Below are 26,325 nucleotides of genomic sequence, written 5' to 3'. Positions count from 1 at the left end.
AAGGACTTTCCATGACGGTCGTCGCCTCTTATCTCTACCGTGACGGACGACGATTCCAGGAGGTTCCGCTCGAATCCGTGGCGATTCCGACGGAAAAGACGGATTTCATCTGGATCGGCCTGCATGAGCCGACCGCCGAGGAACTCGCCATCCTGAAGGTGCGTTTCAATCTGCACGAACTGTCCGTCAGCGACGCGGCGAACCCCTTGCAGACGCCAAAACTCAGCGCCTATGACGACCAGATCTTCGTGCTCGCCCAGACCGCCAAGCTCGACGGCGATGGCATCACCTATGGACGCACGGCGATCTTCGTCGGCGAGCGCTACATCATCACCGTCCGCCACGGTTCCGAACGTGGCCATGGCGAACTGCGTGGCCGGTTGGAAACCTCGCCGCATACGATGCGCCATGGCACGGACTATATCCTGCACGCCATCCTCGATTTCATCGTCGACGGCTACCTGCCGATCGTGCGCACGATCGAGGATTCCGTGCTCGACATGGAACGCAAGATGCTCGATTCCTTCCTCGACCGCGCCCAGATCAAGCGAATCTTCCGGCTGCGGCGTGAGGTCATCCTGTTTCAGCGCGTGCTGGATGCCATGCTGGACCTCTGCGGCAAGCTCGTGCATCTCGACCTGCCGTGCCTCGATGTCGAGGCCAAGCCCTATTTCCGCGATGCGCTCCAGCACATGCACCGCATCGAGCAGATGGTGGGAGGCCTGCGTGACGTCATTACCTCGGTCTTCGAGGCGAGCAACCTGCTTGAACAGCAGCGCCAGGGCGTGATTACCCGCCAGCTCGCTTCCTGGGCGGCCATCCTTGCGGTGCCGACGGCGATTGCCGGCATCTACGGCATGAATTTCGAGAACATGCCGGAGCTGAAGACACAGTACGGCTATTTCGCCGTGCTCGCCGTCATCGTCGTCTTCTGCGGTACGCTCTACTGGCGCTTCAAGCGCGCCAAATGGCTGTGACCTAGCTGGTGCTCAGGCGCGAAGCGCTCTCGCCGGGCTAAGACGAAGCGCCGAAAGCGCCGGTATGATCGATATCAGCACGGCGAGAATGCCGAACCAGACGGCCAGCGAGATATCTTCGCGGGCGAACTCCACGGGCATACGCACGGCCGTCGTTGCCGTGAGCGACGCGGAGATGAGTTGGGCGGCGCCGTAACCGAGCACGATGCCCAGCCCGAAGCCGGCGAGGAACAGCAGGAACAATTCGCCCCAGACGATGGCGACGACCGCGCGTGCCGGTGCGCCGAAGGCTCTCAGCGCGCCGATCTGCTTCTGGCGCGAGCCGATATGCATGATCGTGACAAGCAGGATGGCGGCAATGACGATCACCTGCGTGCCGATGGCGATGGCCAGGAGCAGGCTGCGCGCATCACCAAGGGTCGCGTAGAGGCGCGTCAGCACCTCCGCCGGGAAGACGGCGAGCGTCGTCTCGCCGCGATATTCCTGACGCAGGCGATAGGCATCGGCAACCGTCTTCGGCTTGACGAGAACGGCGGGGAGGCCAGGCGTCTCGGCGTCGAAATGCTCGTCAATCGCGGCGGCAGGATCGATATGCGCCTCGTGCTCCCGTTCTTCGGTGTGCTCATGCTCGGCTGCAGCAACCGTCGCGAGCCCCCCGGCGGCGTGGTCGTGATCATGCGCGGCCTCACCTTCCATGCCATGCAGCTGCCAGACGGCGCGGATCGGCACGAGGATGGCGCGGTCCCAGGCGGTACCCGTTGGGGCCATGCGACCGCTCACCGTGTAGATGAGCTCGGTGTGCGTATGACCACCCTCGTCAGCGCCGCCATGCATCGGCTTGATCTCCGCGCCGATGGGTTTTCGCACGTCCGCGCCGATGACCGCCTCGCCGAGACGGGCGAACGTCGCTCCCTCGGCGAGCGTCGGAGAGAGTGCGGAAACAAGCTTGCTCGTCGTGCCGACGACCGGATGGCCATCCGCGGAATCGCCGAAGCCGACCGGGGCGGCGAATTCGACGCGGGAATCCTCGGAGAGTTTTGCCAGCACGCTGCCGGACATCAGCGGCAGCGGCGAGGGCTGCAGGAAGACCGCCGATAGCGCGAGTTGTGTTTCGCTGCCGGCCGCGCCAACGAGAAGGTCGAATTTTTCCGCCGCGCGGGCGCTGCCAAGCCGGACGGCGCGCTCCTGCAACGTGACGGTGACGCTGAGCGCAACGGAAAGCGCAATCAGCACGATGACGGCAAGTGCGCCGCCCTTGAAGCGGCGAAGATCGGCAAGGATGAAGCGTATCATGCCGCAAGCACCTCGTTGCTGTCTTCGACGATGCGTCCGCCATCGAGGCCGACACGTCGGTCGAGCAGTTCCATGAGCGCCGGATCGTGGGTAACGACGATAAGCGTTGTCCCCTCATCGCGGGCGAGCCGGACGATCAGCTCGGCCACTTCGCTGCTAGTACGACGGTCAAGGCTGGCGGTCGGCTCGTCGGCAACGATCACGCCGGGCTTCGACAACAGCGCGCGCGCCACAGCCACGCGCTGCATCTCGCCGCGCGACAGCGTCTCGATGGCCTGGTCAGGGCGGGCAATGCCCGTTGTTTCGAGGAGATGCAGCGCGCGTTCGCGCTCGGCCGGCTTGAGGCGCCGGGAAAGGCGGACCGGCAAGACGACGTTCTCGAAAGCCGAAAGGCCGGGAAACAGATGGAAGTCCTGCATGACGAGGCCGATATTGGCTGCGCGGAACGCATCGCGTTTGCCTGCGGCAAGGGCGGTGATATCGGTGCCGCCCCAGGACACGGAACCGCTTGTTACGGTATCGAGCCCGGTCATCGCGTTGATGAGCGTGCTCTTGCCGGAACCCGATGCGCCGGTGATCGCGAGGCGTCCGCCGGCGGGAAGGTGAAGCTGGTCGATGGACAGCACCGGCGTGTCGAGGCCGGGAAAGCGCATGGTGAGACCGGAAATAGCGAGAGCCAGCATCGTCAGGCCGTGTCGAACGCGGCTTCGCGAAGACGCAATTGGCTGACGAAACCGGTATCCGGATCGGTCCATGAGCCGTATTCGAGCACGCCCTGCGCCTTGATCGGCGCATTGAACTGCACGAAGGTCTGCTTGCGGGCGAGATAGACGACGAGAATGTTGTCCGGCCAGTCCGCATCCGAGGAGCAGAAGGGGCAGAGCGACATCGGGATTTCGGTGAGCACGAAGAAATTCGCCTCGGCCTTCAGCGGCGGCGCCATGAAGCCCTTGATGGTGATTTCCTGGCCGGTCAGCTGCTTCACCTTGTCGGAGAATTCGAGCCCCAGCACGCCAAAGCTCTTGTAGAGCTCGCCGAAGCCGAGCGTCTCTGCAGCCAGCGCCGGGCGGGCAAGAGGCAGGATCGGCAGCGTAGCCAATGCACAGAGCATCCGCCGCCTGTCGAAAAACATACGGGAATCGTCCGTCATGGCCATGCTTCCTTCTTCATCGACGAGAATGCGGACAGGCGGCGCGGGGCCGCCTGTCCTTATGGGTAGCTCAGTCCTTCGCTACGCCGAGCGCGAAGGCATCGGCCAGCACGCGGTACACGTCGCTCTGCTCCATGTAGCCACGGAAGCCTTCCGAGCCGGGGCCGATCGCCTGAAGCACCACGTCGTCGACGGCGTGAACGCCGGTATCGCCATCCTTCGGAATGTTACCCTGCACGAAGACGGCGCCGGGCACGTCCTTGTACTCTTCGTTGGCGACATATTCCTTCGCCTCGTTCTGCACGGCCGGAACGAACGGGCCGTCGAGCTTCGGACGGAAGGTCTCGTAGTGGTCCGGACCGTTATTGGCCGCCAGGAACAGGCGACGCGAAACGTCGATACGATCCGGATAACCATCGCCATTCGCATCTTCATAGTTCGGGAAGCCGGCGTCGTCATAGGTGCCAACCTTGGCGCGCATTTCGTCGCCCGGCTTCTCGTCATCGACGGTGCCGATGATGCCGACGCCATGGGTGTGGTCGCCGGTGACGACGATCAGCGTATCCGGGTTCTTGTCGGCAAATTCACGGGCGACGGCGATAGCCTTGTCGAACTCGATCGTCTCGACGAGCGCACGGTCCCAATCGAGCGGGTGGCTCATCTTGTCGACCGAGGCAGCTTCGACCATGAGGAAGAAGCCCTCCGGGTTCTTCGAGAGCTTGTCGAGTGCGACCTTGGTCATTTCGACGAGGCCGGGCTGGTTCGGGAATTTTTCGACGGTGCCCTTCTTGAGGAATTCACGGTCGAGCGTCACGTCCAGGTTGCCGGTGTGGAAGAGGCCGAGCAGCTTGTCCTGGTTCGAGCCGGCAGCAGCGGCAAGTTCCGTCTTGTCGATCGCCAGGGCATAGCCAGCGTTCTTGAACTCGGCGATATAGTCCTTGTCGTCCTTGCGCTTGGAGCCCGGCACGTCCTTGCCGAGGAAGTAGGCCGAACCGCCGCCGAGAAGCACATCCGGCTTGACGTCGAGCAGCATGCCGACGATTTCCGCCTTGTCGGCGCGCTTGCGGGTGTGGGAAACGAGGGCAGCCGGCGTCGCATCCTGGAGTTCCGAGGTGGAAACGATGCCGATCGACTTCTGCGTGGTGCGGCGGAGCGCTTCTGCAATGGTCTCGACCTTCGGGTCGTCGAGGCTTGCCGGCGTGCGGTCGGCATAGACGCCGAGCGCGTTGACGCGCGACTTGTGGCCGGTCATGTAGGCCGACATGGTGTTGGCGCTGTCGGTGGCGATCGAGTGCGTGGACGACGTACCGATGAAGGCGACCGGCGGGATATCGTCCATCGCGAGGCGGCCGTTGGCCTTGCCCTCGGTCATGCCCTTGGACATGATGCGCGCACCGGTGCGGTGGGCGACGGACAGGCCGTCGGCGATCAGGAAGATGATGTTCTTGGCCCTCGGCTCGGCAACGGTCGCGTAGACGTCCCAGTTGACCGACTTGGCTTCGCTGCCGGCCGAGACTTCGACCTTGTAGGCGCCGGCTTCAGCGATCGTCAGGCCACGCAGGAGGAGGGCCGAACCCAGGACCTTGTCCTCGGCGCCCTTTTCTTCCGCGACAAATTCGGCCTTCTTGCCGAAGACGGCTTCGTAATCCTGGCCGTTGACGGTGACCTTCACGTCTTCCGGCTTCACCACGGTGTCGAACTCGACCTTGAAGTCGAAGGGCGAGCCGACGAGGATCGTCGCGCGATCCAGCGGATAAACGGTTGCGGCATTTGCGGCGCCGGCGAGCATCGTTGCCGATGCCAGAGCGAGGATGAGTTTACGCATGGGGGTGCCTCTCTTGAGCGGTGCGTTACCCCCTTGCGATAGAAACTCAGCATGACAGGCGTATTACAGCCGTGTCACAGACGGCTTCACCCCTTGGCAGAAATCGCACTCAGCTCTTCGAGGTCGAGGTCCCGTTCCAGTTCGTGCAACGTCTCGTCGTCGATCTCACCGGCGCGGTGGAGCCGGATGAGTTCGCGACGCCCCGTCGCGACCGCTTCGAGAACGAGGTCGAAATGGGCGTGCAGCATGGGTGTGTAGTGCTGTGTGCGCTCGGCATAATCGACGATCGACACGGCCCTGCGCTGATATTTGTCCAGCAATTGCGGATGGATGAGCTTGCCTTCGCTGTCGTAAGCCCGGCTTTGCACGATGACGAATTGCGCCTGGGCCATGGCGGCTTCGGCCTGGCTCATGGTGAGCCGGGCCTTTTCCGACTCCGGTTCACTCAGCCGCGCCCAGGCGATCACACGTCCCAGCGTCGTGCCTTGCAGCAGCACGGTGCCGAGAATAACGGCAAAGGACGTCACCAGGATGAAGTCACGGCCGGGAAAGTTTTCCGGCACGCTCAGCGCCAGCGCCAGCGTGACCACGCCGCGAACACCCGCCCAACTGAGCACGGTCGCGCCACCGGCGCCGACTGGCGTGTATCGCTTGATCCCCAAAGAATTGCAGAGTCTGATCACGAGGTCTGACCCGAACACCCAGGCGAAGCGGGCGAGGGTGAGGGCCACCAGGATCACCAGGATCGGCCATCCGAGATCGGCGATCACCACGCCAAAGCCGCCGCCGCGTTCGACGACGCCACGCAGCGACAGGCCGATCAGGATGAAAACCGCCGCCTCCATCAGGAAGACGAGCACCGTCCAGAAGGAGGTGCCGCGCATGCGCGTCGCGGCCGAAAAGGCCGTGTGTTGATGCCAGCCGGCGATCAGACCGGTGGTCACGGTGGCAATGACGCCCGACACGTGGATGAATTCGCCGAGCAGGTAGGACACCCAGGAAAGCAGGGCCGTGGCGGCGATGATCAGATATTCGTCGCCAAGGCGGCGCACCAGCAAGACCCATGCCATGCCGATGGCGATGCCGACGAGCGCGCCGCCGACCGCCAGCACGAAAAAGCTGCCCATGGCATCGAGGGTACTGAAGACGCCGGTGACGCCGGCGGCAATGGCGAAGCGGAAGAGGACCAGGCCGCTTGCATCATTGAACAGGCTTTCTCCCTCGAGCAGGATCTGCAGGCGCCGTGGCAGCTTTACCCGTTGCAGCACGGCGCGGGCGGACACCGCATCGGGTGGCGAGACGATCGCTCCCAATGCCGCGCAGGCCGCCCAGGGAAGCGACGGGAACAGCAGATGCGTGACGACAGCCACGACGGCGCAGGTGAAAAACACCGCGCCAATGGCAAGCGAGGCGATGCCGATCATATGGCGGCGCAAGGGGCCGAGCGCAATGAACCAGGCCCCATCCATGAGAAGCGGCGGCAGGAAGATGACGAGCACCAGTTCCGGATCGACTTCAATGGCGGGCAGACCCGGCATGAAGGCAAGCAGCGCGCCCCCCGCAAGCAGCGCCACGGATGGCGGCAGCCCGAGCCGGTGGGCTGCGTAATGCAGCGCGATGATCGCCACGAACATGCCGATCACCAGCTCGAACAAATGTGTTGGATCCATAGGGCTTTATCCTGAAATAGCTTTATTACGACACGCTTCATTACAAGGCGCGTTTTGCCAAAACGCAATCGCTCAAGGACAACTACGAGATCAGACCCACGGAAAATTTCTCTACCAAACGGGGTGTAAAATCCCGTTCTACACTGTCTCCGAGATCGCCCTGACGAGCACTGTTGCGGAGACGGCGCCGGGGTCGAGGTGGCCGAGGGAGCGTTCCCGCAGGCGGGCGGCGCGGCCCTTGGCGGCAACCATCGTGGCGGTCGCGGCCGCTCCGTTGTCGGCTGCGGCCGTAACGGCGGCCCAGAATTCCTGTTTCGACCGGCCCTCGGCAACCGCCGTGGTGGCGGCTTCTGCGGCGGGCAGCCAGACGTCGAGCATCGTCTTGTCGCCGCGCTGTGCCTTGCCGCGGTCGCGAATGCCCTCCGAAATCGCGACCAGCATATCCCGGCAGGCGACGAGGTCGAGTTCGGAGCGCTCGGCAAGGACCTGGGCGGCTCGACGAAAGCCTGTCGAATAGAGAGGTCCCGTCGATGCTCCGACCGCGTCAAGGAAGCCGGCCGCCGCCGTCGACATCACCTCTGAAAGGCTCGCCGTGCCGAGGTCCAGTTTCGAAAGCGCCGCGTTCACGGCCTTGAAGCCGATCGACATGGTGATGCCGTGATCGCCATCGCCGATCGCGCCGTCGAGTTCGGACAGGCGATCCTTTTCCGTCTCGATCACCTGGGACATTCTCTCGAACATCCTGGCGAGAGCCTGTGCCGCATTTTCCGACATGTCTTCCTCCCCTTGGGCGCACGCGGCCTCAGCTCCGAGCCGCCTCGTCCGGTTCAGGTGCGTTGATGGTCAGGATCGCCGACTGGCATGGATGGTGCAGCAGATCGGTCAGTTGGCGGTCGAGATGCAGGATCGAGATGGAGGCGCCCGCCATGTCCAGCGACGTGCAGTAGTGCCCTACCCAGTTGGCCTCGATCGTGATGTTCTTGGCGGCAAGCCGTTGCTCCACCCGCCGGAACAGGATGTAGAGCTCCATCAGCGGTGTTGCGCCGAAGGAATTGACCAGCACCGCCACGCGGTCGCCGGGCTCGGCCTTCATCTCCTTGAAGATGTTGTCCATGATCGTGTCGACGATCTCGTCAGCAGTGCGCAGACGCTCGCGCGACACGCCGGGCTCGCCGTGGATGCCCATGCCGAGTTCCATGTCATCCGGGCCGATTTCGAAATTGTGCCGCCGTGTCTGCGGCATGGAGCAGGATTCGAGCGCGACGCCGACCGTGAAGGTGCGGTCGTTGGCCTTGCGGGTGATCGCCTCGCATTCGTCGAGCGTCAGGCCGCGATCACAGGCGGCGCCCGCGACCTTGAAGACGAAGAAATTACCGGCGACGCCGCGCCGGCCTTCCTTGTCTTCGATCGGCGAAGAAACGATATCGTCGGTGGTGAGGACGGTGCGGACGGGAATGCCCTGTTCCTCGACCAGTTCGGCTGCCATCTCGAAGTTCATCACGTCGCCGGCATAGTTGCCGTAGACGAAGAGCACCCCGGCGCCACCGGAGGCTGCGACGGCACACTTGGCGATCGGGTCGGGCGGAGGCGAGGAAAAGATGTTGCCGACGGCCACGGCATCGGCGAGCCCCTTACCGACATAGCCGACAAAACAGGGCTCGTGTCCCGTGCCGCCGCCGATGACGAGGCCGACCTTGCCGGGGCGGGGGCCGTTGCGTGCGACGAGCGCGCGGCGCGATCCGGTCACGGGTTGCAGATAGAGCTTGTGCGCGGCAATCAGGCCGTCGAGCATTTCCTCGACCACGTCGTTGGGATTGTTGAGGAATTTCTTGACATGCGTGCGGTAGGCATTGGCGATGGGCGCGCTTTTCTGCCGTTGCGAAAGCTTGCTGTCGAGGCTTGTCACACCATCGGCGCGCAGGATGCCGGCGCCCGTCGCCGCATCCGTCACCAGCACGTTGACATAGCCGCCGCGCAGGGCCGCCAGCAGTGCCGGCACCTTGTCGAAACCGCCGGCGACGGCGACGCGGGTGCCGATGCCGCGCAGCATCTCCAGCGACATGCCGATCGTGCGATCATCGAGGGGGCCACCGACCGGGCGGCCGCGCTCATCGATGAAACGTCCGGCCAGCACACCCGCCGCGCCCTTGGCGAGATAGTGCTGCAGCGGCACGGATTCGAAGAATCCGCTGGTGTGGATCGTCGAGTTTGGCCGGAGCGACGATATGCCGAAGACAATGCGGTTGGCCCGCGCGAGCGTGTCGAACTGCTCGCGGATCAGCGGCTCGGCAAGCAACATGCGCTGCATTTCGGCAGACGCGACGACGGCGGGTGCCGTGATGTTGACGCAGCGCGCCGAGATCGCCCGCGCGACGGCGGCGGTGGTGAGTTCCGGCGTATAGGCGAAGCTTGCCGTGGTGCCGCCGGTTGCCTGCACGACCGTCACGTCCTGCAAGGCTCCCACTTCCAGATGCTCGCCGACCGAGAGGATCGTGCGGCCCCAGGCGACGGCGAGCGTGTCGCCGGACTTGATCATCTTGGCAAGCGCCTGCGCGCCCGCCGCACCCAGCCGGCCGATCAGTGGCCGCGTGTTGTCGTCATTGGGTACGACCAGGCAATCCGACAGGCCGAAATGGCGCTTCAGTTCCTGCGCGATGGTGAGCGATGCAAGCCGCGCGGGCTCGATGGAGATGTTGACGATGCCTTTTTCGCGAGCGTCGGCGAGGTAGCTGTTGACGGTGGCGCGCGACACACCCATCGCCTCGGCGATCTCGCCCTGCGTCATGCCGTCTTCGTAGTAGAGCCAGCAGGCCCAGACATAGGGGTCGTCGCCATAGCGCAGCGGTATCGAATCCACGCCTTCCGGCCCGTTCGCCCGGCCGATGCCGCCTTTGCGCGGCGAGGAAGTCTTGATTGCCATCAGTTTCGCCGGTCCCCTTCTGGCGGCGAAGATGAAAGCAATGCCACCGGTTTGCAACCTGCCTTCATCAAAAAAGCGGTGCGCGGCCCGTCACGAAGGACAAGGCCGCGCTTCCTGGGAGGAACGCGCAAATTCCGGGCGTCACGAATGTCAGGTCAGCCGCGCGCGCGCGCCGTCGGACAATTCCTTGAGAATGATGGCGCAGGAGGTTGCTCCAGCATCCAGCACGCCGAGCGACCGTTCGCCGAGGCGGCTGGCGCGGCCGATTTTTGCGACCAGATCGATCGTCGAGTCGCGGCCGGCTTCGGCGGCGGCAACCAGGGCTTCCAGCGCGTCGCCGAACGATTTGCCTTCGGCCGTGGCCTTGTCGAACGCCTCGACGGCCGGAACGAGCGTGTCGATCAGCGTCTTGTCGCCGACCTTGGCGGAGCCGATCGACTGGATGCCGGCCAGGCCCGCATGCAGCATCTTGCTGTAGGCCGCGGCGTCGATCTTTTCGACACCCTCGATCGTCTCGGCAAATTCGGTGAACATCACGCCGTAGAGCGGGCCCATCGAGCCGCCGATCTCCGTCATCAGCACGGTGCCGAGCGTATCGAGGGATTCGGCGAGCGGGGCGTTTTTACCCTTTAGCCGTTCCGCCGCCATGGCAAAACCCTTGGCCATGTTCACGCCGTGATCGCCATCGCCGATCTTGCCGTCGATCTCGCTGAGATAGGCGCGGTTCTCGACGATCCGCTCTGCCATCGACAGAACGATGGCGCCGGAGGATGCGTTGTCGAAAGTCTGCATAGGGTCGTCCTCCGGTTACAGGATGATCGTGCACCGCGTCTCGACATCGAGCAGCGGCTTGAGGTCTTCGTCGAGCGCCATGACGGTGAGCGTCGCGCCGACCATTTCCAGCGAGGTGAAGTAGTTGCCGATCCAGGTCTTGACGATCTTCAGGCCGCGGGCCGAAATCTCGCTCTCGATCGTGTCGTTGAGGATGTAGAGTTCGTTGAGCGGCGTGGCGCCGAGGCCCGAGACAAGCACGGCGACTTCGGTGCCCTGCGGCAGGTTATGATCGTCGAGCACGATCTTCACCATGTCCTTGGCGACCTCGTCTGCCGTCTTCAGTGCTTCGACACGAACGCCCGGTTCGCCATGGTGGCCGATGCCGACTTCCATCGTGCCGGGCTCGATCTGGAAGTTCGGATGGCCGACGGCCGGCAGCGTGCAGGGGCCGAGGCCGACGCCGATCGAGCGGCAGTTGTCGATTGCCTTCTGGGCGGTGGCGCGCACCTCCTCGAGGCTGGCGCCGGTCGCGGCCTTCGCGCCGCCCATCTTCCACATGAAGATTTCACCGGCAACGCCACGGCGTTTCTCGCGCTCTTCGGGCGGGGCGGAGCAGACGTCGTCGTTGGCGACAACAGTTGCCACGTCGATGCCGGCCTTGGCGGCGAGCTTCATCGCCATCTTCACGTTCATGTTGTCGCCGGCATAGTTGCCGTAGAGCACAACGACGCCCTTGCCGCCGTTGGCTTCGCGGATGGCATCGTAGAAGCTCTTGGCTGTCGGCGAAGAGAAGAGTTCACCGACGGCGACCGCATCGAGCATGTTCTTGCCCGTATAGCCGATGAAGGCCGGCTCGTGTCCGGAGCCGCCGCCGGTCACCACGCCGACCTTGCCGGCAAAGGGGGCATCCTTGGCGACGATGACGCGCGGGTTTTCCGCGACGCGCACGATGTCCGAATGCGCCTTCACGAACCCCTTGACGGTATCCTCGACCACCAGGTCCGGATCGTTGATGAAACGCTGCATGGTAACTCCTCAAAACTGCGCGAGCCGGTCAGGGCTCAAAGAATGGTGTAACCACCGTCGATCAGAAGATCGGCGCCGTTGATCATGTCGGCACCCGGCGAGGCCAGGAACACCGCGGCGGCGGCGATCTCTTCCGGGAAGGCGAAACGGCCGGTCGGGATGCGCTTCTTGGCGTTTTCACCCTTTTCGCCGGCCCAGGCCGCCTTGCCGAGCTCCGTCAGCACGATGGTGGGGGAAATGGTGTTGACCGTGATGCCGTGTTTGCCCCATTCGGCGGCAAAGGTCTTGGACATGCCGATGACACCGAACTTGGACGCGCAATAGGCGACATGCTCTTCGATCGCGACGGAACCGGCCTGCGAGGCTAGATTGACGATCTTGCCGCCTTTTCCGGCGGCAATCATCTTGCGGCCGACAGCCTGCGTGATGAGGAAGCTGCCCTTCAGGTTGATGTCGATCGTCCTGTCCCACTGGATGAGTGTAAGGTCTTCAGCCGGCGCAAGTGCTACGATGCCGGCGCTGTTGACCGCAATGTCGATACCGCCGAAGGCGGCGACCACGTCATCGACCGCTTTCTGCACGGACGCGGCATCCGCCACGTCGCAAACGAAAGGCCTTGCCGAGCCACCGAGTTCATCCGCCTTCGCCTTGGCGATGTCGGCATTGATGTCGAGCACGGCGATCTTCGCACCCTTCGATGCAAAGGCAGCGGCGATGGCCGCGCCGATGCCGGAAGCGCCGCCGGTGACGAGCGCGACCTTGCCGTCGAGCGGGAAGTTGAGGTCGATATGCGGAGGGGTATCGGTCATCGGTCTGGCTTTCAGCGATTGGGTGGAACGGGGCGGCGTCGCCGCCCCGCATGTCATTCGTTACTTGCGCAGTTCCAGGAGCTTATCGACATTTTCGGTCGTGACCGGCGTCCACGGAACATTGTATTCCTTGTCCTTGCCGTCGTTGAACGCCATGTCGGGATACTGCGCCCAGATGTCCGACTGCGGCTTGTAGTCACCCTTTTTAGCATGGAGGATCGCGAGGTCGAGGGCACCCTGCGCCTGGGCACGGGCGTCCTGCAGGATGGAGGTCATCGTGCCTTCCTTGACGGCGCTGAGCGCATCCGTGATGCCGTCGATGCCGGCAATGGCGAAGTCCTCAGGCTTGAGGCCGGCGGCCTTGATCGCCTCGATTGCGCCGAGCGCCATCTCGTCGTTCTGGCCGATGACGCCGTTGATCTGGCCGGAATGCGAGGTCAGCCAGTTTTCCATCAGCGTCTGGGCTTCGGCACGCGACCAGTTGGCGGTCTGCTGTTCCAGAACCTTGACGTCCGGGCATTCGGCAAGCGCTTTCTTGTTGCCTTCGAGGCGGGAGATCTGCGCCGACTGGCCGATCGGGCCTTCGATGATGACGACGTTGCCCTTGCAGCCGATCTTGTCGAGTACGGTCTTGGCTTCCATGTAGCCGGAGATCGTGTCGTCGGAGCCGACATAGGCAGCGAGCAGGTCGGAATTCACGCGGGTGTTGGAACCGACGACCGGAATGCCGGCGTCGTTGGCCGCCTGCACGGCGGTGGCGCCGGCTTCGATGTCGATCGGCACGAAGATGATCGCGTTGAACTTCTGCGTAATCATCGTGTTGAACTGTTCCTGCTGGACCAGCGCGTCGTAGCGGCCGTCGAAGACCGTCAGTTCGACTTCGCCGCTCTTCACGGCCGGATGTTCTTCGAGGGCGGCGGACCAGATCTGCATGAATTCCGCATTCAGACCATAGGGTGCGGCGCCGATCTTCAGCTTTTCCTGGGCCATGGCGGACGAGGCGAGCAGCACCGTCGCAGAGGCAAGGGCGATCATCAGTTTCTTCATGACATTCTCCTCCTTTGAGAATTCCGGCTGCCTTTTGGCAAGCCGTTTCGACGACGGGCGCAGGGCGCCCGTATTTCCGGGGCTCAAGCGCCCTGATTGCGTTTCTGGTCGAGCATCACGGCGCCGACGATGAGCGCGCCCTTGAGGACCTGCTGGTAGTAGGATTGGATCCCCATCAGATCGAGGCCGTTGTTCATGACGCCGATGATGAGGGCGCCGATGAGCGTGCCGGTCACCCGGCCGACGCCGCCCGACAGGCTGGTGCCGCCGATGACGACCGCCGCGATGGCATCGAGTTCGTACGCGATGCCGGCCTGCGGCAGGGCGGAGCCCGTGCGCGCCGAGAGGATCATGCCGGCGAGGCCGGAGAGGGCGCCCGAGATCACATAGACGAGGAAGCGGATGCGCGTGACGTTGAGGCCGGAGGTCTTGGCAGCATGCGGGTTGCCGCCGACGGCGTAGATGTAGCGGCCGAAGCGCGTGCGCGTCAGCACCCACCAGGAGACCAGGAAGACGACGGCGAGCAGGATGACTGGCATCGGAATGCCGAGGATGTTGCCTGTGCCGATCCAGCGGAATTCCGCGCTCAGCGCCGGAACGGGCCGACCGCCGCCATAGATGAGTGTTGCGCCGCGCGCTGCCGACAGCATGCCGAGCGTCGCGACGAAGGCGGGTACCGAGAAGCGCGAGACGATGAAGCCGACCAGCGCGCCGCAGCAGACGCCGACGAGGATGCCGACCGCAAGCGCCACGACCATCGGGTAGGGCGCGCCGGCAATGCCGGCGGTGGCCGAACTGGTGACGAAGCTCGCGCTGACCATGCCGGCAAGCGCCACGACAGAGCCGACCGACAGGTCGATGCCGCGGGTCAGGATGACGAAGGTCATGCCGATCGCGAGAACGCCGTTGATCGACGTCTGCAGCAGCACGTTGGAAATGTTGCCCGGCGTCAGGAAGAACTCGTTCGAGAGGGCAAGAACACCGACCAGCAGCAGGAAGGCGAGGAAGATGCCGTATTCCTGCAGGATCAGCCGGCGGCGATCGGCGTTCAGCCAGGTGCTGGAGGTCTTGTTCTCTAAGCTGGACACGGTGTCACCTCTTGCCATGCGGGTTGGATGCTTGCGGCGGTCGTCGGGTCTTCAGATCAGGTCGACAGGTGCACAAGCGACTGGGCATCGGCGTCCTTCCGGCTGTAGATGCCAGCGGATCGGCCCTGCCGCATGACGAGGATGCGGTCGGACATGCCCAGGATTTCGTCGATTTCGGAGGAGATCATCACGACCGTACCGCCTTCGGCGGCGAAGTCGCAGATGATGCGGTAGATCTCGCGCTTGGCGCCGACATCGACGCCGCGCGTCGGCTCGTCGAGCAACAGCACGCGGGGTTCGCGCAAAAACCATTTGCCCAGCACGACCTTCTGCTGGTTGCCGCCGGACAGGCCGGAGACCGGCATCGTGTCCCGCGCAGCCTTGATGCCGAAGCGCACGATCATGTCGGCGGCGGAGGCCTGTTCGCGCCGGCGCTGCATGACGAAGCCCGGGCTCATTTCCGGCAGGCTTGCCAGGCAGATGTTGTTCCGCACGCTGTCGGTCAGGTTGAGGCCGGTGACCTTGCGATCCTCTGTCACGAAGGCCATGCCCTCGGCCATCGCGTCGGATGGCTGGCGGATGGCGACCGGCTGGCCTTCGAGGCGGATATTGCCGGCAGACGGGCGATCCATGCCGAACAGGCAGTTGAAGATTTCGGTGCGGCCGGAGCCCATCAGGCCGTAGATGCCGAAGATTTCGCCCTTGTGGGCGGTGAAGGAGATGTCCTCGATCTTGCCGGGCGCGGATAGGCCGGTGACTTCCAGGCCCGCAATTGCGGTCGGCGTGTTCGTCTTGATGTATTCCTCGCCAAGCTCGCGCCCGACGATCATGCGGATGAGACCGGGCCGGTCGATATCGGCAAGCTTGCCGTCGCCGACGAAACCGCCATCGCGGAAGACCGTGTAGCTGTCGGCGATCTGGAAGATTTCAGACAGCCGGTGCGAGACGTAGACGATGCCCTTGCCATCGGCCTTCAGGCGTTTGATCGCCTGGAAAAGGTGTTGGGCCTCCTTCTCGCCGATCGCCGAAGTCGGCTCATCCATGAAGATGACGTCCGCATCATGGCTCAGCGCCTTGGCGATCTCGACGAGCTGCATCTGCGCCACCGAGAGGTTCATCATGTACTGGGTCGCGGAAATGTTGAACTCGAGACGATCGAGCAGCGCCTGCGCGTTGCGGTTCATCGTCTTGAAGTCGATGCCGCCGAAGCGGGCTGAGGGTTCGCGGCCGAGATAGATGTTCTCCGCCACCGTCATGTGCGGAACCGGGCTCAGTTCCTGCTCGATGATGGCGATACCGGAGGCGAGCGCCTCGGCCGGGCTGTTGAATTCGACCGGCTTGCCGCGATGCAGGATCGTGCCGCCGTCGCGCTTGTGAATGCCCATAAGGATCGAGAGGAGCGTCGACTTGCCGGCGCCATTGCCGCCGCAAAGCGCGTGCACCGAGCCGGCTTCCAGCGCGAAACGGCCGTCACGAAGGGCTGCGACGCCGCCGAAGGACTTTTTCAGCCCTTCCACTTTCAACAGTGGTTGCATGCTTCCCTCCCAGTCGCCAGGGGATGCTCTCCCATCCCTTGTTTACAAAATACACATCTGTTTCGACATGTGTCAATCGATGAAATCGACAAAAGACATCACTAACTGTCTTTTGTCGATTTGTGGGATTGCATCGACTGCAGGCGCCGAGCATCGGGTTTGAAAATGTTGCTGAAATTTCCGCCTGGAAACCAATTTCGTGCAAGCACCGCCGCTACAACCGGACTTGCGTTTTCGCCAGCCTTCGCCCAGGTTTGGTTCTGGCGTCACGCAGCAGATCGATAGTTCGCAACCGGCTGGACAGGCACAAGTCAAAGGGAGCCAATGCAATGCCTTTCATCAAGACAGCAGACGACGTCGAAATCTTCTACAAGGACTGGGGGCCACGGAACGCCCAGGCCATCGTCTTCCACCACGGCTGGCCGCTCTCGGCAGACGATTGGGACAATCAGATGATGTACTTCCTCGAGCAGGGCTATCGCGTCATCGCCCATGACCGCCGTGGCCATGGGCGCTCCACGCAGACCTGGACCGGCAACGAGATGGATACCTATGCGGCGGATGTCGCCGCGCTCACCGATGCGCTCGACCTCAAGAATGCCGTGCATATCGGCCATTCGACGGGCGGCGGAGAGGTCGTGCACTATGTCGCCCGCGCCAAGAAGGGGCGTGTCGCCAAAGCGGTCATCATCGGCGCAGTGCCGCCGGTCATGGTCAAGTCGAACAAGAATCCGGGCGGCCTGCCGATCGAGGTTTTTGACGGCTTCCGGGCGGCCCTCGTCGCCAACCGCGCGCAGTTCTTCCGGGATGTCCCGGCCGGCCCGTTCTACGGCTACAACCGGCCCGGCGCGACGGTTTCCGAGGGCGTCATCACCAATTGGTGGCGGCAGGGCATGATGGGCGGTGCAAAAGCCCACTATGATTGCATCAAGGCGTTCTCCGAAACGGATTTCACCGAGGACCTCAAGGCAATCAACCTGCCCGTTCTCGTCATGCACGGCGATGACGACCAGATCGTCCCCTATGACGATTCCGCTCCGCTCTCGGCTAGGCTTTTGAAGAACGGCACGTTGAAGACCTACAAGGGCTTGCCACACGGCCTATGCACCACGCATCCGGAGGTCATCAACCCAGACCTGCTCGCTTTCATCAAGGGGTAACTCCCGGGCAAGCCGTCTCGCGTGCCGATGAGGGAAAGCCAGCAAGAAAAACACGATGGCGGCTCTGGTCTCCGGCGGCACGCCCGGTCGGCAAAAGCCTCCCCCGATTTTGCCTCCGTCATGGTGGGAAACGGTCCTCAATGCACATGGGTGGACTTGATGGGTTATCTGGCGTTCAGGCTGCGGCCTTGACCGAAGGTAGCCCGTATGGCCTATGCGAAAACTGTCCTCGCTTGACATGCGTCAAAGGTGTTCGATCTTAGCGGCAGTAAGAACATGGCCGTTCTCTTCTATCGGATCTGCTCATGGTCACCCTGTCTTTCGTGCTGTCCTCCATTCTGATCCTGGTGACGCCGGGGCCGACGAACACGGTGCTTGCGACCTGTGGCGCATCGCTTGGCGTGCGCCGGGCGGCGATCATGCCGCTCGCGGAAGCCATGGGATATATTCTGGCGATATCCGTGTTCGTTGCGGTGGCGGATGCCGTTCGCGGCAATTCCCTGGCCTTTGCCGCAATGAAGTTGCTGGCGGCGAGCTGGCTGTTCTATTCCGCGGTCAGGCTCTGGGGCATGCCATTCAGGACCGATGCGCGGTCGGCGCGCGAATCGTTCGTTCGCGTCTTCCTGACAACGCTGGTCAATCCGAAGGCCATGCTGGTCGGCACCGTGCTGATCCCCTCGGCGGCACCCATCCACACGTCGCTCTGGATTGCGGTCTATGCCGCGCTCTCGACGCTTGCCGGTCTTGGCTGGGTAGTCTTCGGCGCCTGCCTGCCGTTGGGTGTGCGGCAACATTCCTACAAGCTGGCGTCGCTGGTACTGGGCGGTTTTTCGATGGCTGCCGTGGCGAGCGCGCTGTCGAGCTGATTATTCGGCCTCGAAAGCCGGATTGCCCTATGGGGCGATTGAAAAGGGGCGACCTGTGTCGCCCCTTTGCAGTGCGTCAATCGATGGGAGGCAGGTCGGCGGCCGGTACGCCGTCGCGGACAAGGATGCGGCCGCGACGGATGACGGTGCGCGCCTGGGGCGTCAACGCCACGGCCTCGGCAAGCGTGCGTGCCGGCACCAGCACGAGATCGCCGAAATCCCCTTCGGACAATCCGTAATCGGAAAGGCCGATGCCTTCCGCGCCGCCGAAGGTGCAGATACGCGCGGTCTCAGCAAGATCCGCATCGTTGGTCATGCCGTTGCGTTGCGCCAGATATTTTGCCCGCTCCAGCATGTCGCTATTGCCCCAAGGCTCCCATGTGCCCTGGATGCCATCCGAGCCGGAGGAGACCACAAGGCCGCTTTGCCGCATCAGGCGCAACGGCAGGGCAGGGGCAGCGGGGCTACCGACCGTCATCACCGCGATCTGCTCCGTCGCAAGTGCTGATATCAGCGTCTGCTGCCGGGTAGAATCCAGCATGCCGAGGCAATAGGCGTGGCTCACCATCACGCGGTCCTGCATCGAGAGCGCCCGGGTGCGCTCGATGATGAGGTCCAGGCAGAAGGCGCCGAGCTCTCCAAGCTCGTGCAGATGGATGTCGATGGGTTTCCCGTAACGCTCGGCCAGCGCGAAAATGGCGTCGAGATGCTGGACGGGGTCGCGCTCGATGGTGGCGGGATCGATGCCGCCGACAATGTCGGCGCCGGCCCGCATGGCCGCATCCATCAGTTCAAGCGTGCCTGCGCGCGGCAGCATGCCGCTCTGCGGGAAGGCCACGATCTGTATATCGACGAGGTCGCGCAGTGCCTCGCGGGTTTCAAGCACCCCTTCAATATTGGCGATGCCGATTTCCGTGTCGACGTCGACATGGCTGCGAATGTGGAGGACGCCGTATTTCAGCGTCTGCAGGACTTGCCGGGCGGATTGGCGGCGCGCGTCGATGCCGAGATCACGCTTTGCCTTGCGATCGGCGAGAATGCGGTCGTTGCGGTTGGGGCCGACGCGGTTCTCGAACCAGTCCATGCCGATCAGCGTCTTGTCGAGATGGGTGTGCGCCTCCACGAAACCTGGCAGCGCGATGTACCCCGTTGCGTCGAATTCCTGCGCCGGCCGCGCATCGCCGGTGCTGAAGCGGCCGTTGCGGATGATGAGATCCACGGCTTCCCCGCCCATCGGCCGTGCATTGCGGATGACGATGTCGGCGGTCATGTACGGGTCTCCTCGCCAGCCAGCCCGGCGCGCCGCATCGCCAGCCGGAAGGCTTTTTCCGCGCGGTCGAGGATGGCGCATTCGTCATGATCGATGAGCCTGCGGCCACGCATCAGCAAGCGACCACCGACGATGGTCGTGTCAACGTCCGCGCCGTTGGCAAAGCGTGCAAGGCGCTGCACGGGATTGGTCGGCGGCCAGAGATGGGGCTGGCGCATGTTGACGAGCAGGATATCGGCGCGTTTGCCGGGCTCCAGCGAACCGATTTCCGCCTCCATCGACAGCGCGCGGGCACCATTGATCGTCGCCATTTCGAGAAGCTGGAGTGGCGGAAGGATGGCATCATCGCGAAAATGGCGGGCGTGGTAGCGGTGCGCCTGGAACATGTTGCGGAACATGTCGAAGGAGCGGTCGGGCGCGGCGGCGTCCGTGCCGAGCGAGACGGTGATCCCTTCGGCCATCATTTCCGGTGCCGGGCAGCGGGCAAAGACGGACATCAGCGCGCTCGGATTGTGCGCCACCTTGGCGCCGGTGCGCTTCAGCACGGCGCGGTCGGCATCGGTGAGGTCGACGCAATGGGCGAGCAGCGAGCGAGCATCGAAGAGGTCGAGTTTGACGTCGTTGGCGGCTATCGACCCGTCACGATGGCCGTCCTGTATAAGGAGCACGTTCTTCTCGCGCGCCAATCGCTGCGCCCGTCGCGACAGGTCGAGCACAGCGGCGTCCTCCAGTTCCTCCGCGTTGAAGACGGGGAGGGAGACGGCCAGTTGCAGCCGGTCATTGCGGCCTGCCCAGGCGTCGATCAGCGCGGCACTGACAGCCAGCTGCGCATCGGGAACGACGGCGATCTCATTGTATGAGCCGTTTCGATATTCACGGTATACACTTTTAGCGGACGGCCGATTGGGGCCGACGGCGAGTATTTCGCGCACGCCCATCTCGGCGATGGCGGCAAGGTGCGCTTCGGCGGCTTCCGGCGCCTCGGTCCGCATGATATCCGGCCCACCACCAAAGAGCAGGGCGGCGGTGGTCGTGCCGCACTTGATACGTTCGGCAGCGGAAAGAGCGGCCTCGGCCGCCCAGAATTCCGGATCGGTCGCCTCGGCATAGATGCGGCCGGTGATGTTCATCCAATCCTCGGAATCGCCGCCCAACCCCTTGGTCAGCATATGGCCGGCATGGGCGTGCGTGTCGATAAGGCCCGGCATCACCACCATGCCGCTCGCATCGATACGTTCGGCGTCCGCCGGGGCCATCGGCGCGCCTTCGCCGATGGCGGTGATGCGCCCGTCCTCCATCAGCACATAGCCCTTGTCGAGGATGCGCCGGTCGGCATCCATGGTGACGATTGCACCGTTTTCGATCAGCAAGGCCTTTTTCATAGGCATTCTCCCGCTAGAATTGCATACATCTTATGCGCATTGTGTGCGCAAATTCTAATTCTGGTATCTTGATATTGTCTGCATATTATGTACAGTCATATTGAGAATAATCGTATGCAATTTTTGGGAACATGCATACCTACCCGGGAGAATTCTTCGTGAAGACCACTGTGAAGACCCTTTTGGCGGGGCTTGCCATGCTGGCGCCGCTTTCCGCGCCCGCTTTTGCCGAAACGCTGCGCTGGGCAGCATCCGGCGACGTCATCTCCTACGACCCGAATGCGCAGGTCGACAGTTTCACCCAGAGCGTCCAACACGTCGTGTTTGATCCGCTGGTTCGCCGCAACAAGGAACTGAAGCTGGAGCCGGCGCTTGCCACGTCCTGGGAAGTCATCGAGCCGACGCGCTGGCGCTTCAAGCTGCGTGAGGGCGTGAAGTTCCACGAAGGCCAGGCCTTCAATGCCGACGACGTGGTGGCGACGATCCAACGCCAGATCGACCCGGGTTCGCGCAACCGCGAAAACCTCTCCGCCGTTACCGGCGTCGAGAAGGTGGACGACCACACGGTCGACCTCATCCTGCGCGGTCCCTATCCGCTGCTCCTCAACGACCTTGCCGCCATCTACATCATGAGCAAGCCGTGGATGGAAGAGCATGATGCGCTGAAGCCGGGCAACACCGCCACCGGCGTCGTGACCTATGCCAGCAGCCACGCCAACGGCACCGGTGCCTTCAAGCTGAAGAGCTACGAGCCCGATTCGCGCTCGATCTTCGAGGTGAACAAGGACTGGTGGGACAAGCCGCAGCATAACCTGACGGAAATCGAATTCCGTCCGATCGCCTCCGACGCCACCCGCATCGCGGCGTTGTTGTCCGGCGAAGTCGACATGGTCGTTCCGGTTCCGCTTCAGGACGTCGATCGCATCGCCTCCACCGAGGGGCTGAAGGTCGTCGAAAACCCGTCGCTGCGCACCATCATGCTTGCGCTGAACTTCAACAAGGAATTGCATGCGGCGCCCGGCGTGGCGAACCCGATGCTCAACGTCAAGGTGCGCCAGGCGCTCTGGCAGGCCATCGACCTCAACACGATCCAGAAGCGGCTGATGCGTGGCAAGTCGCGTGTTGCCTACATGCTGGTCGCCCCCGCCGTTACCGGCCATGATGACGCCATCGACGTGGCTCCGGAATACGACGTCGACAAGGCGAAGGCGCTGCTTGTCGAAGCCGGCTACCCGGATGGTTTCAAGACCGGCCTTTCCTGCTCGAACGACCGCTATATCGCTGACGAGCAGATCTGCCTGGCGATCTCCTCCATGTGGGCGAAAATCGGCGTGCAGGTCGATCTCAGCGTCGAAAGCAAGACGACCTATTTCCCGCGCATGGATAATGGCGAACTCGACGTCTACATGCTCGGCTGGGCCTCGCTTCCGGCGATGGATGGCTACAGCGTGCTCCAGGCACTGCTTGCCACCAATGATGGCACCTATGGCGGCTCGAACCCGAATGGCCTGTCCGACCCACGAATCGATGCGCTCACCCGCTCGGCTTCGGTCGAGCTCGACGAGACCAAGCGCATCGACATGCTGAAGGAAGCCTTCCGCATCACCCATGACGAGGCGCTGTTCATTCCGCTGCACCAGCAGCCGGTTGCCTGGGCGATGAGCAACAAGGTCGATATCCCGCAGTTCCCGGACGAATACGTTCGCCCGTGGTTCGCGCAGGTCAAGAAGTAACGGGTTTCTCCCAGGACACGATCCCGGCAGGCGCAAGCAGGCCGGGATCGTCTCGCAAGAACCGCCGGTGTCTCCGCAGGCCGAAGATGGAGCGAAACGGCCGGTTCCCGCTACGCTTCAACGCATTGTTTTGATGCAGTTCCGACCGCAGAGCCGCTTTCAGGCGCTTGCCGGAACTGCTCGCGGGGCTTGAGCGCTCCCTCCCAAGGACTATTCCGATGCTCAGACTTCTTTCGGTAAGGCTCCTCCAGGCCGCCCTCGTCATGCTTGCCGTGACGGCCATTGCCTTCATCATGTTCCGTTTCGTGGGCGATCCCATCTCCTCGATGGTGCGCGAGGGTGCTACCCAGGCGGAAAAAGACGCGCTGCGCCTGGCGCTCGGCCTCGACAAGCCGATCGTGACGCAGTTTTTCGATTTCGTCGGCCAGGTGCTGACGGGCAATCTCGGCACGAGCTTCCGCTACCAGCAGCCGGTGGTGAGCCTTCTGATGAGCCGGCTTCCCGCCACGCTGGAACTGGTGATCGTCGCGACGTTCCTGGCGCTCGCGATCGGCATTCCGCTCGGTGTGCTCTGCGCGCTGAAGCCGAATTCCTTTCTTTCGCGGCTTACCCAGGCAACGACGCTGATCGGCATTTCCATGCCCACCTTCGTCACCGGCCTGCTCTTGATCCTCGTCTTTGCAGTGAACCTGCGCTGGCTGCCGTCGTCCGGGCGCGGTGATCTTGTCGATCTCGGCTTCTGGCAGACCGGCTTCCTCACCCTTTCAGGGCTGAAATCGCTGATCCTCCCGTCGATCACACTGGCGCTGTTCCAGCTGACGCTGATCATGCGGCTGGTACGCTCCGAGATGATCGACGTCCTGTCGTCGGACTATATCCGCTTCGCCTTCGCTCGCGGCCTGCCGCGCACCTACATCTACGGGCGACTGGCACTGCGCAATGCGCTGATGCCGGTGGTCACCGTGACGGGCCTGCAGATCGGCCAGCTCATCGCCTTTGCTATCGTCACGGAAACGGTGTTCCAGTGGCCGGGCATGGGCCTGCTCTTCACCAATGCCGTCGGCTATCCCGACGTGCCGGTGCTCGCCGCCTACCTGCTCTTCGTCGGCTTCCTCTTTGTCATGATCAACATGGTCGTCGACATTCTCTATACCTTCATCGATCCCCGCCTGAGGACACGATAATGGCCACGCAATCCTTGATGCGCCGGCTCCCGCCGGTTTCCGTGATGATCGCCGGCCTGGTGGTCTTCATCATGCTGATCCTCGTCGTTTTCGCCCCGCTGATCGCACCAGTGGACCCGCGCGACGTTTCCTCCTATTCGCTGATCGACATGGAAATTCCACCCTCCTTCATAGACGGCGGCGATCCGCGTTTTCTGCTCGGCACGGACAACCAGGGCCGCGACCTCCTTTCGGTCATCCTGTTCGGGCTCAGAATTTCCGTCGTGATCGGCCTCGGCGCCGTGCTCTTCGCCGCGACGCTCGGCGTTGTGCTGGGGCTTGTCGCAGGCTTCTTCGGCGGCATTGTCGATGGCATCGTCATGCGCATCGCCGACGTGCTCGTCAGCTTCCCGACCATCCTCGTAGCACTGCTGATCAGCGGCATCGCCCGCGCCCAGCTCAGTGCGGACACGATGCTCACCTGGGCGCCGCTCGTGCTGATCTTCTCCATCGCCGTCAACGAGTGGGTGCAGTACGCCCGCACGGTGCGCGCCTCGACCATGGTGGAAGTCGCGCGTGACTATGTGCGTGCCGCCAAGGTCATCGGCCTGCCGCCGGGCCGCATCATGGGCCGACACATCCTGCCGAATGTTATGAGTTCGGTGATGGTCATCGCCACCATCAACCTCGCCGGCGCGATCCTGACGGAGGCGACGCTCTCCTTTCTCGGTGCCGGCATGCCGCCGACCTATCCCTCGCTCGGCACGCTGATCCGCATCGGCAACCAGTTCCTGTTTTCCGGTCTCTGGTGGATCGCCGTGATGCCGGCGGCCGTCCTGGTCATCCTCGTGCTGGCCGTCAACGTGATCGGCGACTATCTGCGCGACCGCTTCAACCCGAAACTGATGGCCCGCTGAGATGACAGACGCTAACACTCCCGTCCTCGACATCCGCAAGCTGCGCGTCGAGTATCCGCTGGCCAACGGCGACACGCTCGTCGCCGTCAAGGACATCGACCTCCTGATCCGCCCCGGCGAGATCCACGCCCTCGTCGGCGAATCCGGCGCGGGGAAAACCACCGTCGGCAACGCGCTGATGGGCCTGTTGCAGGCGCCGGGGAAAATCGTCTCCGGCTCCATCGAGATCGCTGGCAAGCCGATCGATCTGCGCACCGGCCGCACCGAAGGCATCGTGCCCGGCCGCGATGTCGGCGCGATTTTCCAGGATCCGATGACCAGCCTCAATCCGCTGTTCACGATAGAAAGCCAGCTTTGCGAGGGCATGCTCGCCCATCTTAAACTCTCCCAGAAGCAGGCGAAGGCCCGCGCGCTGGAATTGATGAAGGCTGTCGGCATTCCCGAGCCCGAACGTCGGCTCGGCAGCTATCCGCACCAGCTTTCCGGCGGCCAGCGCCAGCGCGTCGTCATCGCCACGGCGCTCGCCTGCGGCCCGCAGCTTATCGTTGCCGACGAGCCGACGACGGCGCTCGACGTCTCCGTGCAGGCGCAGATTCTCAAGCTCATTCGCGACCTTGCTGATCAGCGTGGCGTCGGCGTGCTGCTCGTCACCCACAATATGGGCGTCGTCGCCGAAATCGCAGATCGCGTTACCATCATGCAGAACGGTGCTGTGGTGGAAAGCGGGCTGGCCCGCGAGGTGCTGACGGCGCCGAAGGCCGCCTATGCCCGCACGCTGATCGCCGCCGTGCCGCCGATCGAAACCCGTCTCGACCGTCTGCCGGTGCCGAGCGAGGAAACGCAGGTGACGCTCGATGCCCGCGCGAGCGTGCGTCGTAACAGCACGACGGCCGAAACCGGAAGCCGCGACGACGTGGTGCTCTCCGTCACCGACCTTTGCGTCGAATATGGCGCGCGCTCGTTGATCCCGGGCCGCAAGGCCTCGGTCTTCAAGGCGGTGAAGGGCGTCTCCTTCGACGTCCGTCGCGGCGAAATCTTCGGTCTCGTCGGCGAATCCGGCTGCGGCAAGACCACCGTCGCGAACACCATCGCCGGCCTCGTCACCCAGAGCTCCGGCACCATCAACTTCCAGGGCACGGCGCTCGGAGCCAAGCGCGAAAAGTCGGTGCGGAAATCCTTGCAGATGGTGTTCCAGGATCCGTATTCCGCACTCAACCCGCGCCTGCGCATCAATGCCGCCATCGCCGAGCCGATCCTGTTCTACAAGCTTGCCTCCAATGCCGAAGAGGCCCGGCAGGATGCGAAGACGTTGCTGGAGGCGGTTGGCCTCCCCGCGGATGCGGGTTCGCGTTTCTCGCACGCCTTCTCCGGTGGCCAGCGCCAGCGCATCGCCATTGCCCGCGCCCTGGGGCCGCGTCCGTCGCTGCTGATCTGCGACGAACCGACGTCGGCGCTCGACGTTTCAGTGCAGGCGCAGCTTCTCAACCTGCTGAAGGATCTGCGCGACCTTGCCGGCCTCTCCATGCTGTTCATCAGCCATGATCTCGCGGTGATCCGCCAGATGTGCGATCGCATCGCGGTGATGAAGTCCGGCGAGATCGTCGAACTGGCCGAGACCGAGGCGCTGTTCACCGCGCCGAAGCACGACTACACCAGGGAACTGCTGCGCCTCGCACCCTCGCTGGACCGTATCCTGTCGCGGCAGGCTGCCGCGGAGTGA

At 63.5% G+C, this 26,325-nt stretch carries 22 protein-coding genes; 7 read left to right on the top strand and 15 right to left on the bottom strand.

The genetic code is table 11. The annotated features are described in order from the left end of the window. Positions 1-11: 11 nt before the first annotated feature. Positions 12-977 carry a magnesium and cobalt transport protein CorA gene (locus AC1RT2_RS01295; RefSeq protein WP_493098734.1) on the top strand — a complete coding sequence of 322 codons (966 nt, stop codon included), beginning with the start codon at positions 12-14 and terminating at the stop codon, positions 975-977. Between the two features lie 12 nt (positions 978-989). Here AC1RT2_RS01295 and AC1RT2_RS01290 read toward each other — a convergent pair whose 3' ends face one another. The 13 genes from AC1RT2_RS01290 to AC1RT2_RS01230 all read right to left on the bottom strand — a co-directional run bounded on the left by AC1RT2_RS01290 (position 990) and on the right by AC1RT2_RS01230 (position 16,114). After that, a complete protein-coding gene (locus AC1RT2_RS01290; RefSeq protein ID WP_493098732.1) occupies positions 990-2,270 on the bottom strand; it encodes an ABC transporter permease in 1,281 nt (426 codons plus the stop codon). Further along, on the bottom strand, positions 2,267-2,953 hold the full coding sequence (locus AC1RT2_RS01285; RefSeq protein ID WP_493098730.1) for an ABC transporter ATP-binding protein: 687 nt from the start codon (positions 2,951-2,953) through the stop codon (positions 2,267-2,269). The genes AC1RT2_RS01290 and AC1RT2_RS01285 overlap by 4 nt, the downstream gene beginning before the upstream one ends. Positions 2,954-2,955: 2 nt before the next feature. Further along, positions 2,956-3,420, bottom strand: a complete 465-nt coding sequence (locus AC1RT2_RS01280; RefSeq protein ID WP_493098728.1) for a hypothetical protein — start codon at positions 3,418-3,420, stop codon at positions 2,956-2,958. Positions 3,421-3,490: 70 nt separating this feature from the next. Further along, the gene (locus AC1RT2_RS01275) at positions 3,491-5,245 is read right to left on the bottom strand and encodes an alkaline phosphatase (RefSeq protein WP_493098726.1); all 1,755 of its coding nucleotides are present in this window, start codon (positions 5,243-5,245) and stop codon (positions 3,491-3,493) included. Between the two features lie 86 nt (positions 5,246-5,331). Next, positions 5,332-6,915, bottom strand: a complete 1,584-nt coding sequence (locus tag AC1RT2_RS01270; RefSeq protein ID WP_493098724.1) for a Na+/H+ antiporter — start codon at positions 6,913-6,915, stop codon at positions 5,332-5,334. Between the two features lie 138 nt (positions 6,916-7,053). Then, positions 7,054-7,689 (bottom strand): dihydroxyacetone kinase subunit DhaL, encoded by a 636-nt coding sequence (dhaL, locus tag AC1RT2_RS01265; protein ID WP_493098722.1) that lies wholly within the window; start codon positions 7,687-7,689, stop codon positions 7,054-7,056. Positions 7,690-7,717: 28 nt separating this feature from the next. After that, a complete protein-coding gene (locus AC1RT2_RS01260) occupies positions 7,718-9,835 on the bottom strand; it encodes a bifunctional sugar-binding transcriptional regulator/dihydroxyacetone kinase subunit DhaK (RefSeq protein ID WP_493098720.1) in 2,118 nt (705 codons plus the stop codon). A gap of 150 nt (positions 9,836-9,985) precedes the next feature. Further along, positions 9,986-10,627, bottom strand: coding sequence for a dihydroxyacetone kinase subunit DhaL (gene dhaL, locus AC1RT2_RS01255; RefSeq protein ID WP_069062812.1), 642 nt, complete (start codon positions 10,625-10,627; stop codon positions 9,986-9,988). 15 nt (positions 10,628-10,642) lie between these two features. Further along, positions 10,643-11,635: a dihydroxyacetone kinase subunit DhaK gene (locus AC1RT2_RS01250; RefSeq protein ID WP_069062813.1), complete on the bottom strand. Its 993-nt coding sequence runs from the start codon at positions 11,633-11,635 to the stop codon at positions 10,643-10,645. A 35-nt stretch (positions 11,636-11,670) separates the two neighbouring features. Next, positions 11,671-12,444, bottom strand: coding sequence for an SDR family oxidoreductase (locus AC1RT2_RS01245; protein ID WP_069062814.1), 774 nt, complete (start codon positions 12,442-12,444; stop codon positions 11,671-11,673). A gap of 60 nt (positions 12,445-12,504) precedes the next feature. Beyond that, on the bottom strand, positions 12,505-13,491 hold the full coding sequence (locus AC1RT2_RS01240) for a substrate-binding domain-containing protein (RefSeq protein ID WP_160860041.1): 987 nt from the start codon (positions 13,489-13,491) through the stop codon (positions 12,505-12,507). 83 nt (positions 13,492-13,574) lie between these two features. Beyond that, positions 13,575-14,579 carry an ABC transporter permease subunit gene (locus tag AC1RT2_RS01235; protein WP_160860042.1) on the bottom strand — a complete coding sequence of 335 codons (1,005 nt, stop codon included), beginning with the start codon at positions 14,577-14,579 and terminating at the stop codon, positions 13,575-13,577. Between the two features lie 56 nt (positions 14,580-14,635). After that, the gene (locus AC1RT2_RS01230; protein WP_493098714.1) at positions 14,636-16,114 is read right to left on the bottom strand and encodes a sugar ABC transporter ATP-binding protein; all 1,479 of its coding nucleotides are present in this window, start codon (positions 16,112-16,114) and stop codon (positions 14,636-14,638) included. Positions 16,115-16,443: 329 nt separating this feature from the next. On the opposite strand from AC1RT2_RS01230, the gene AC1RT2_RS01225 reads away from it, so the two are divergent. Both AC1RT2_RS01225 and AC1RT2_RS01220 read left to right on the top strand, forming a co-directional pair. Further along, entirely contained in the window at positions 16,444-17,274 is an 831-nt protein-coding gene (locus AC1RT2_RS01225) for an alpha/beta fold hydrolase (protein WP_493098712.1), read from the top strand. 305 nt (positions 17,275-17,579) lie between these two features. Next, a complete protein-coding gene (locus AC1RT2_RS01220; RefSeq protein WP_493098710.1) occupies positions 17,580-18,140 on the top strand; it encodes a LysE family translocator in 561 nt (186 codons plus the stop codon). 76 nt (positions 18,141-18,216) lie between these two features. Here the strand turns inward: AC1RT2_RS01220 and AC1RT2_RS01215 are convergent, their stop codons facing one another. Both AC1RT2_RS01215 and AC1RT2_RS01210 read right to left on the bottom strand, forming a co-directional pair. Beyond that, positions 18,217-19,410 carry an amidohydrolase gene (locus AC1RT2_RS01215; protein WP_493098708.1) on the bottom strand — a complete coding sequence of 398 codons (1,194 nt, stop codon included), beginning with the start codon at positions 19,408-19,410 and terminating at the stop codon, positions 18,217-18,219. After that, complete coding sequence (locus AC1RT2_RS01210; RefSeq protein ID WP_493098706.1) at positions 19,407-20,792, bottom strand: amidohydrolase family protein; 1,386 nt, start codon at positions 20,790-20,792, stop codon at positions 19,407-19,409. Before AC1RT2_RS01210 ends, AC1RT2_RS01215 begins: the two co-directional genes overlap by 4 nt. Positions 20,793-20,950: 158 nt before the next feature. Here AC1RT2_RS01210 and AC1RT2_RS01205 point away from each other — a divergent pair, with 158 nt between their 5' ends. The 4 genes from AC1RT2_RS01205 (at position 20,951) to AC1RT2_RS01190 (ending at position 26,325) form a co-directional block, all read left to right on the top strand. Beyond that, positions 20,951-22,525 carry an ABC transporter substrate-binding protein gene (locus tag AC1RT2_RS01205; protein ID WP_493098704.1) on the top strand — a complete coding sequence of 525 codons (1,575 nt, stop codon included), beginning with the start codon at positions 20,951-20,953 and terminating at the stop codon, positions 22,523-22,525. A gap of 218 nt (positions 22,526-22,743) precedes the next feature. Next, positions 22,744-23,709 (top strand): ABC transporter permease, encoded by a 966-nt coding sequence (locus AC1RT2_RS01200; RefSeq protein ID WP_069062821.1) that lies wholly within the window; start codon positions 22,744-22,746, stop codon positions 23,707-23,709. After that, a complete protein-coding gene (locus AC1RT2_RS01195) occupies positions 23,709-24,605 on the top strand; it encodes an ABC transporter permease (RefSeq protein WP_493098701.1) in 897 nt (298 codons plus the stop codon). The genes AC1RT2_RS01200 and AC1RT2_RS01195 overlap by 1 nt, the downstream gene beginning before the upstream one ends. Before the next feature lies 1 nt (position 24,606). Further along, on the top strand, positions 24,607-26,325 hold the full coding sequence (locus AC1RT2_RS01190; protein ID WP_493098699.1) for a dipeptide ABC transporter ATP-binding protein: 1,719 nt from the start codon (positions 24,607-24,609) through the stop codon (positions 26,323-26,325).

Source organism: Shinella sp. GW821-FHT11G07 (assembly GCF_058808115.1).
Note: the sequence above shows the minus strand (reverse complement) of the source record. Positions and strands in the feature narration are given on the sequence as shown.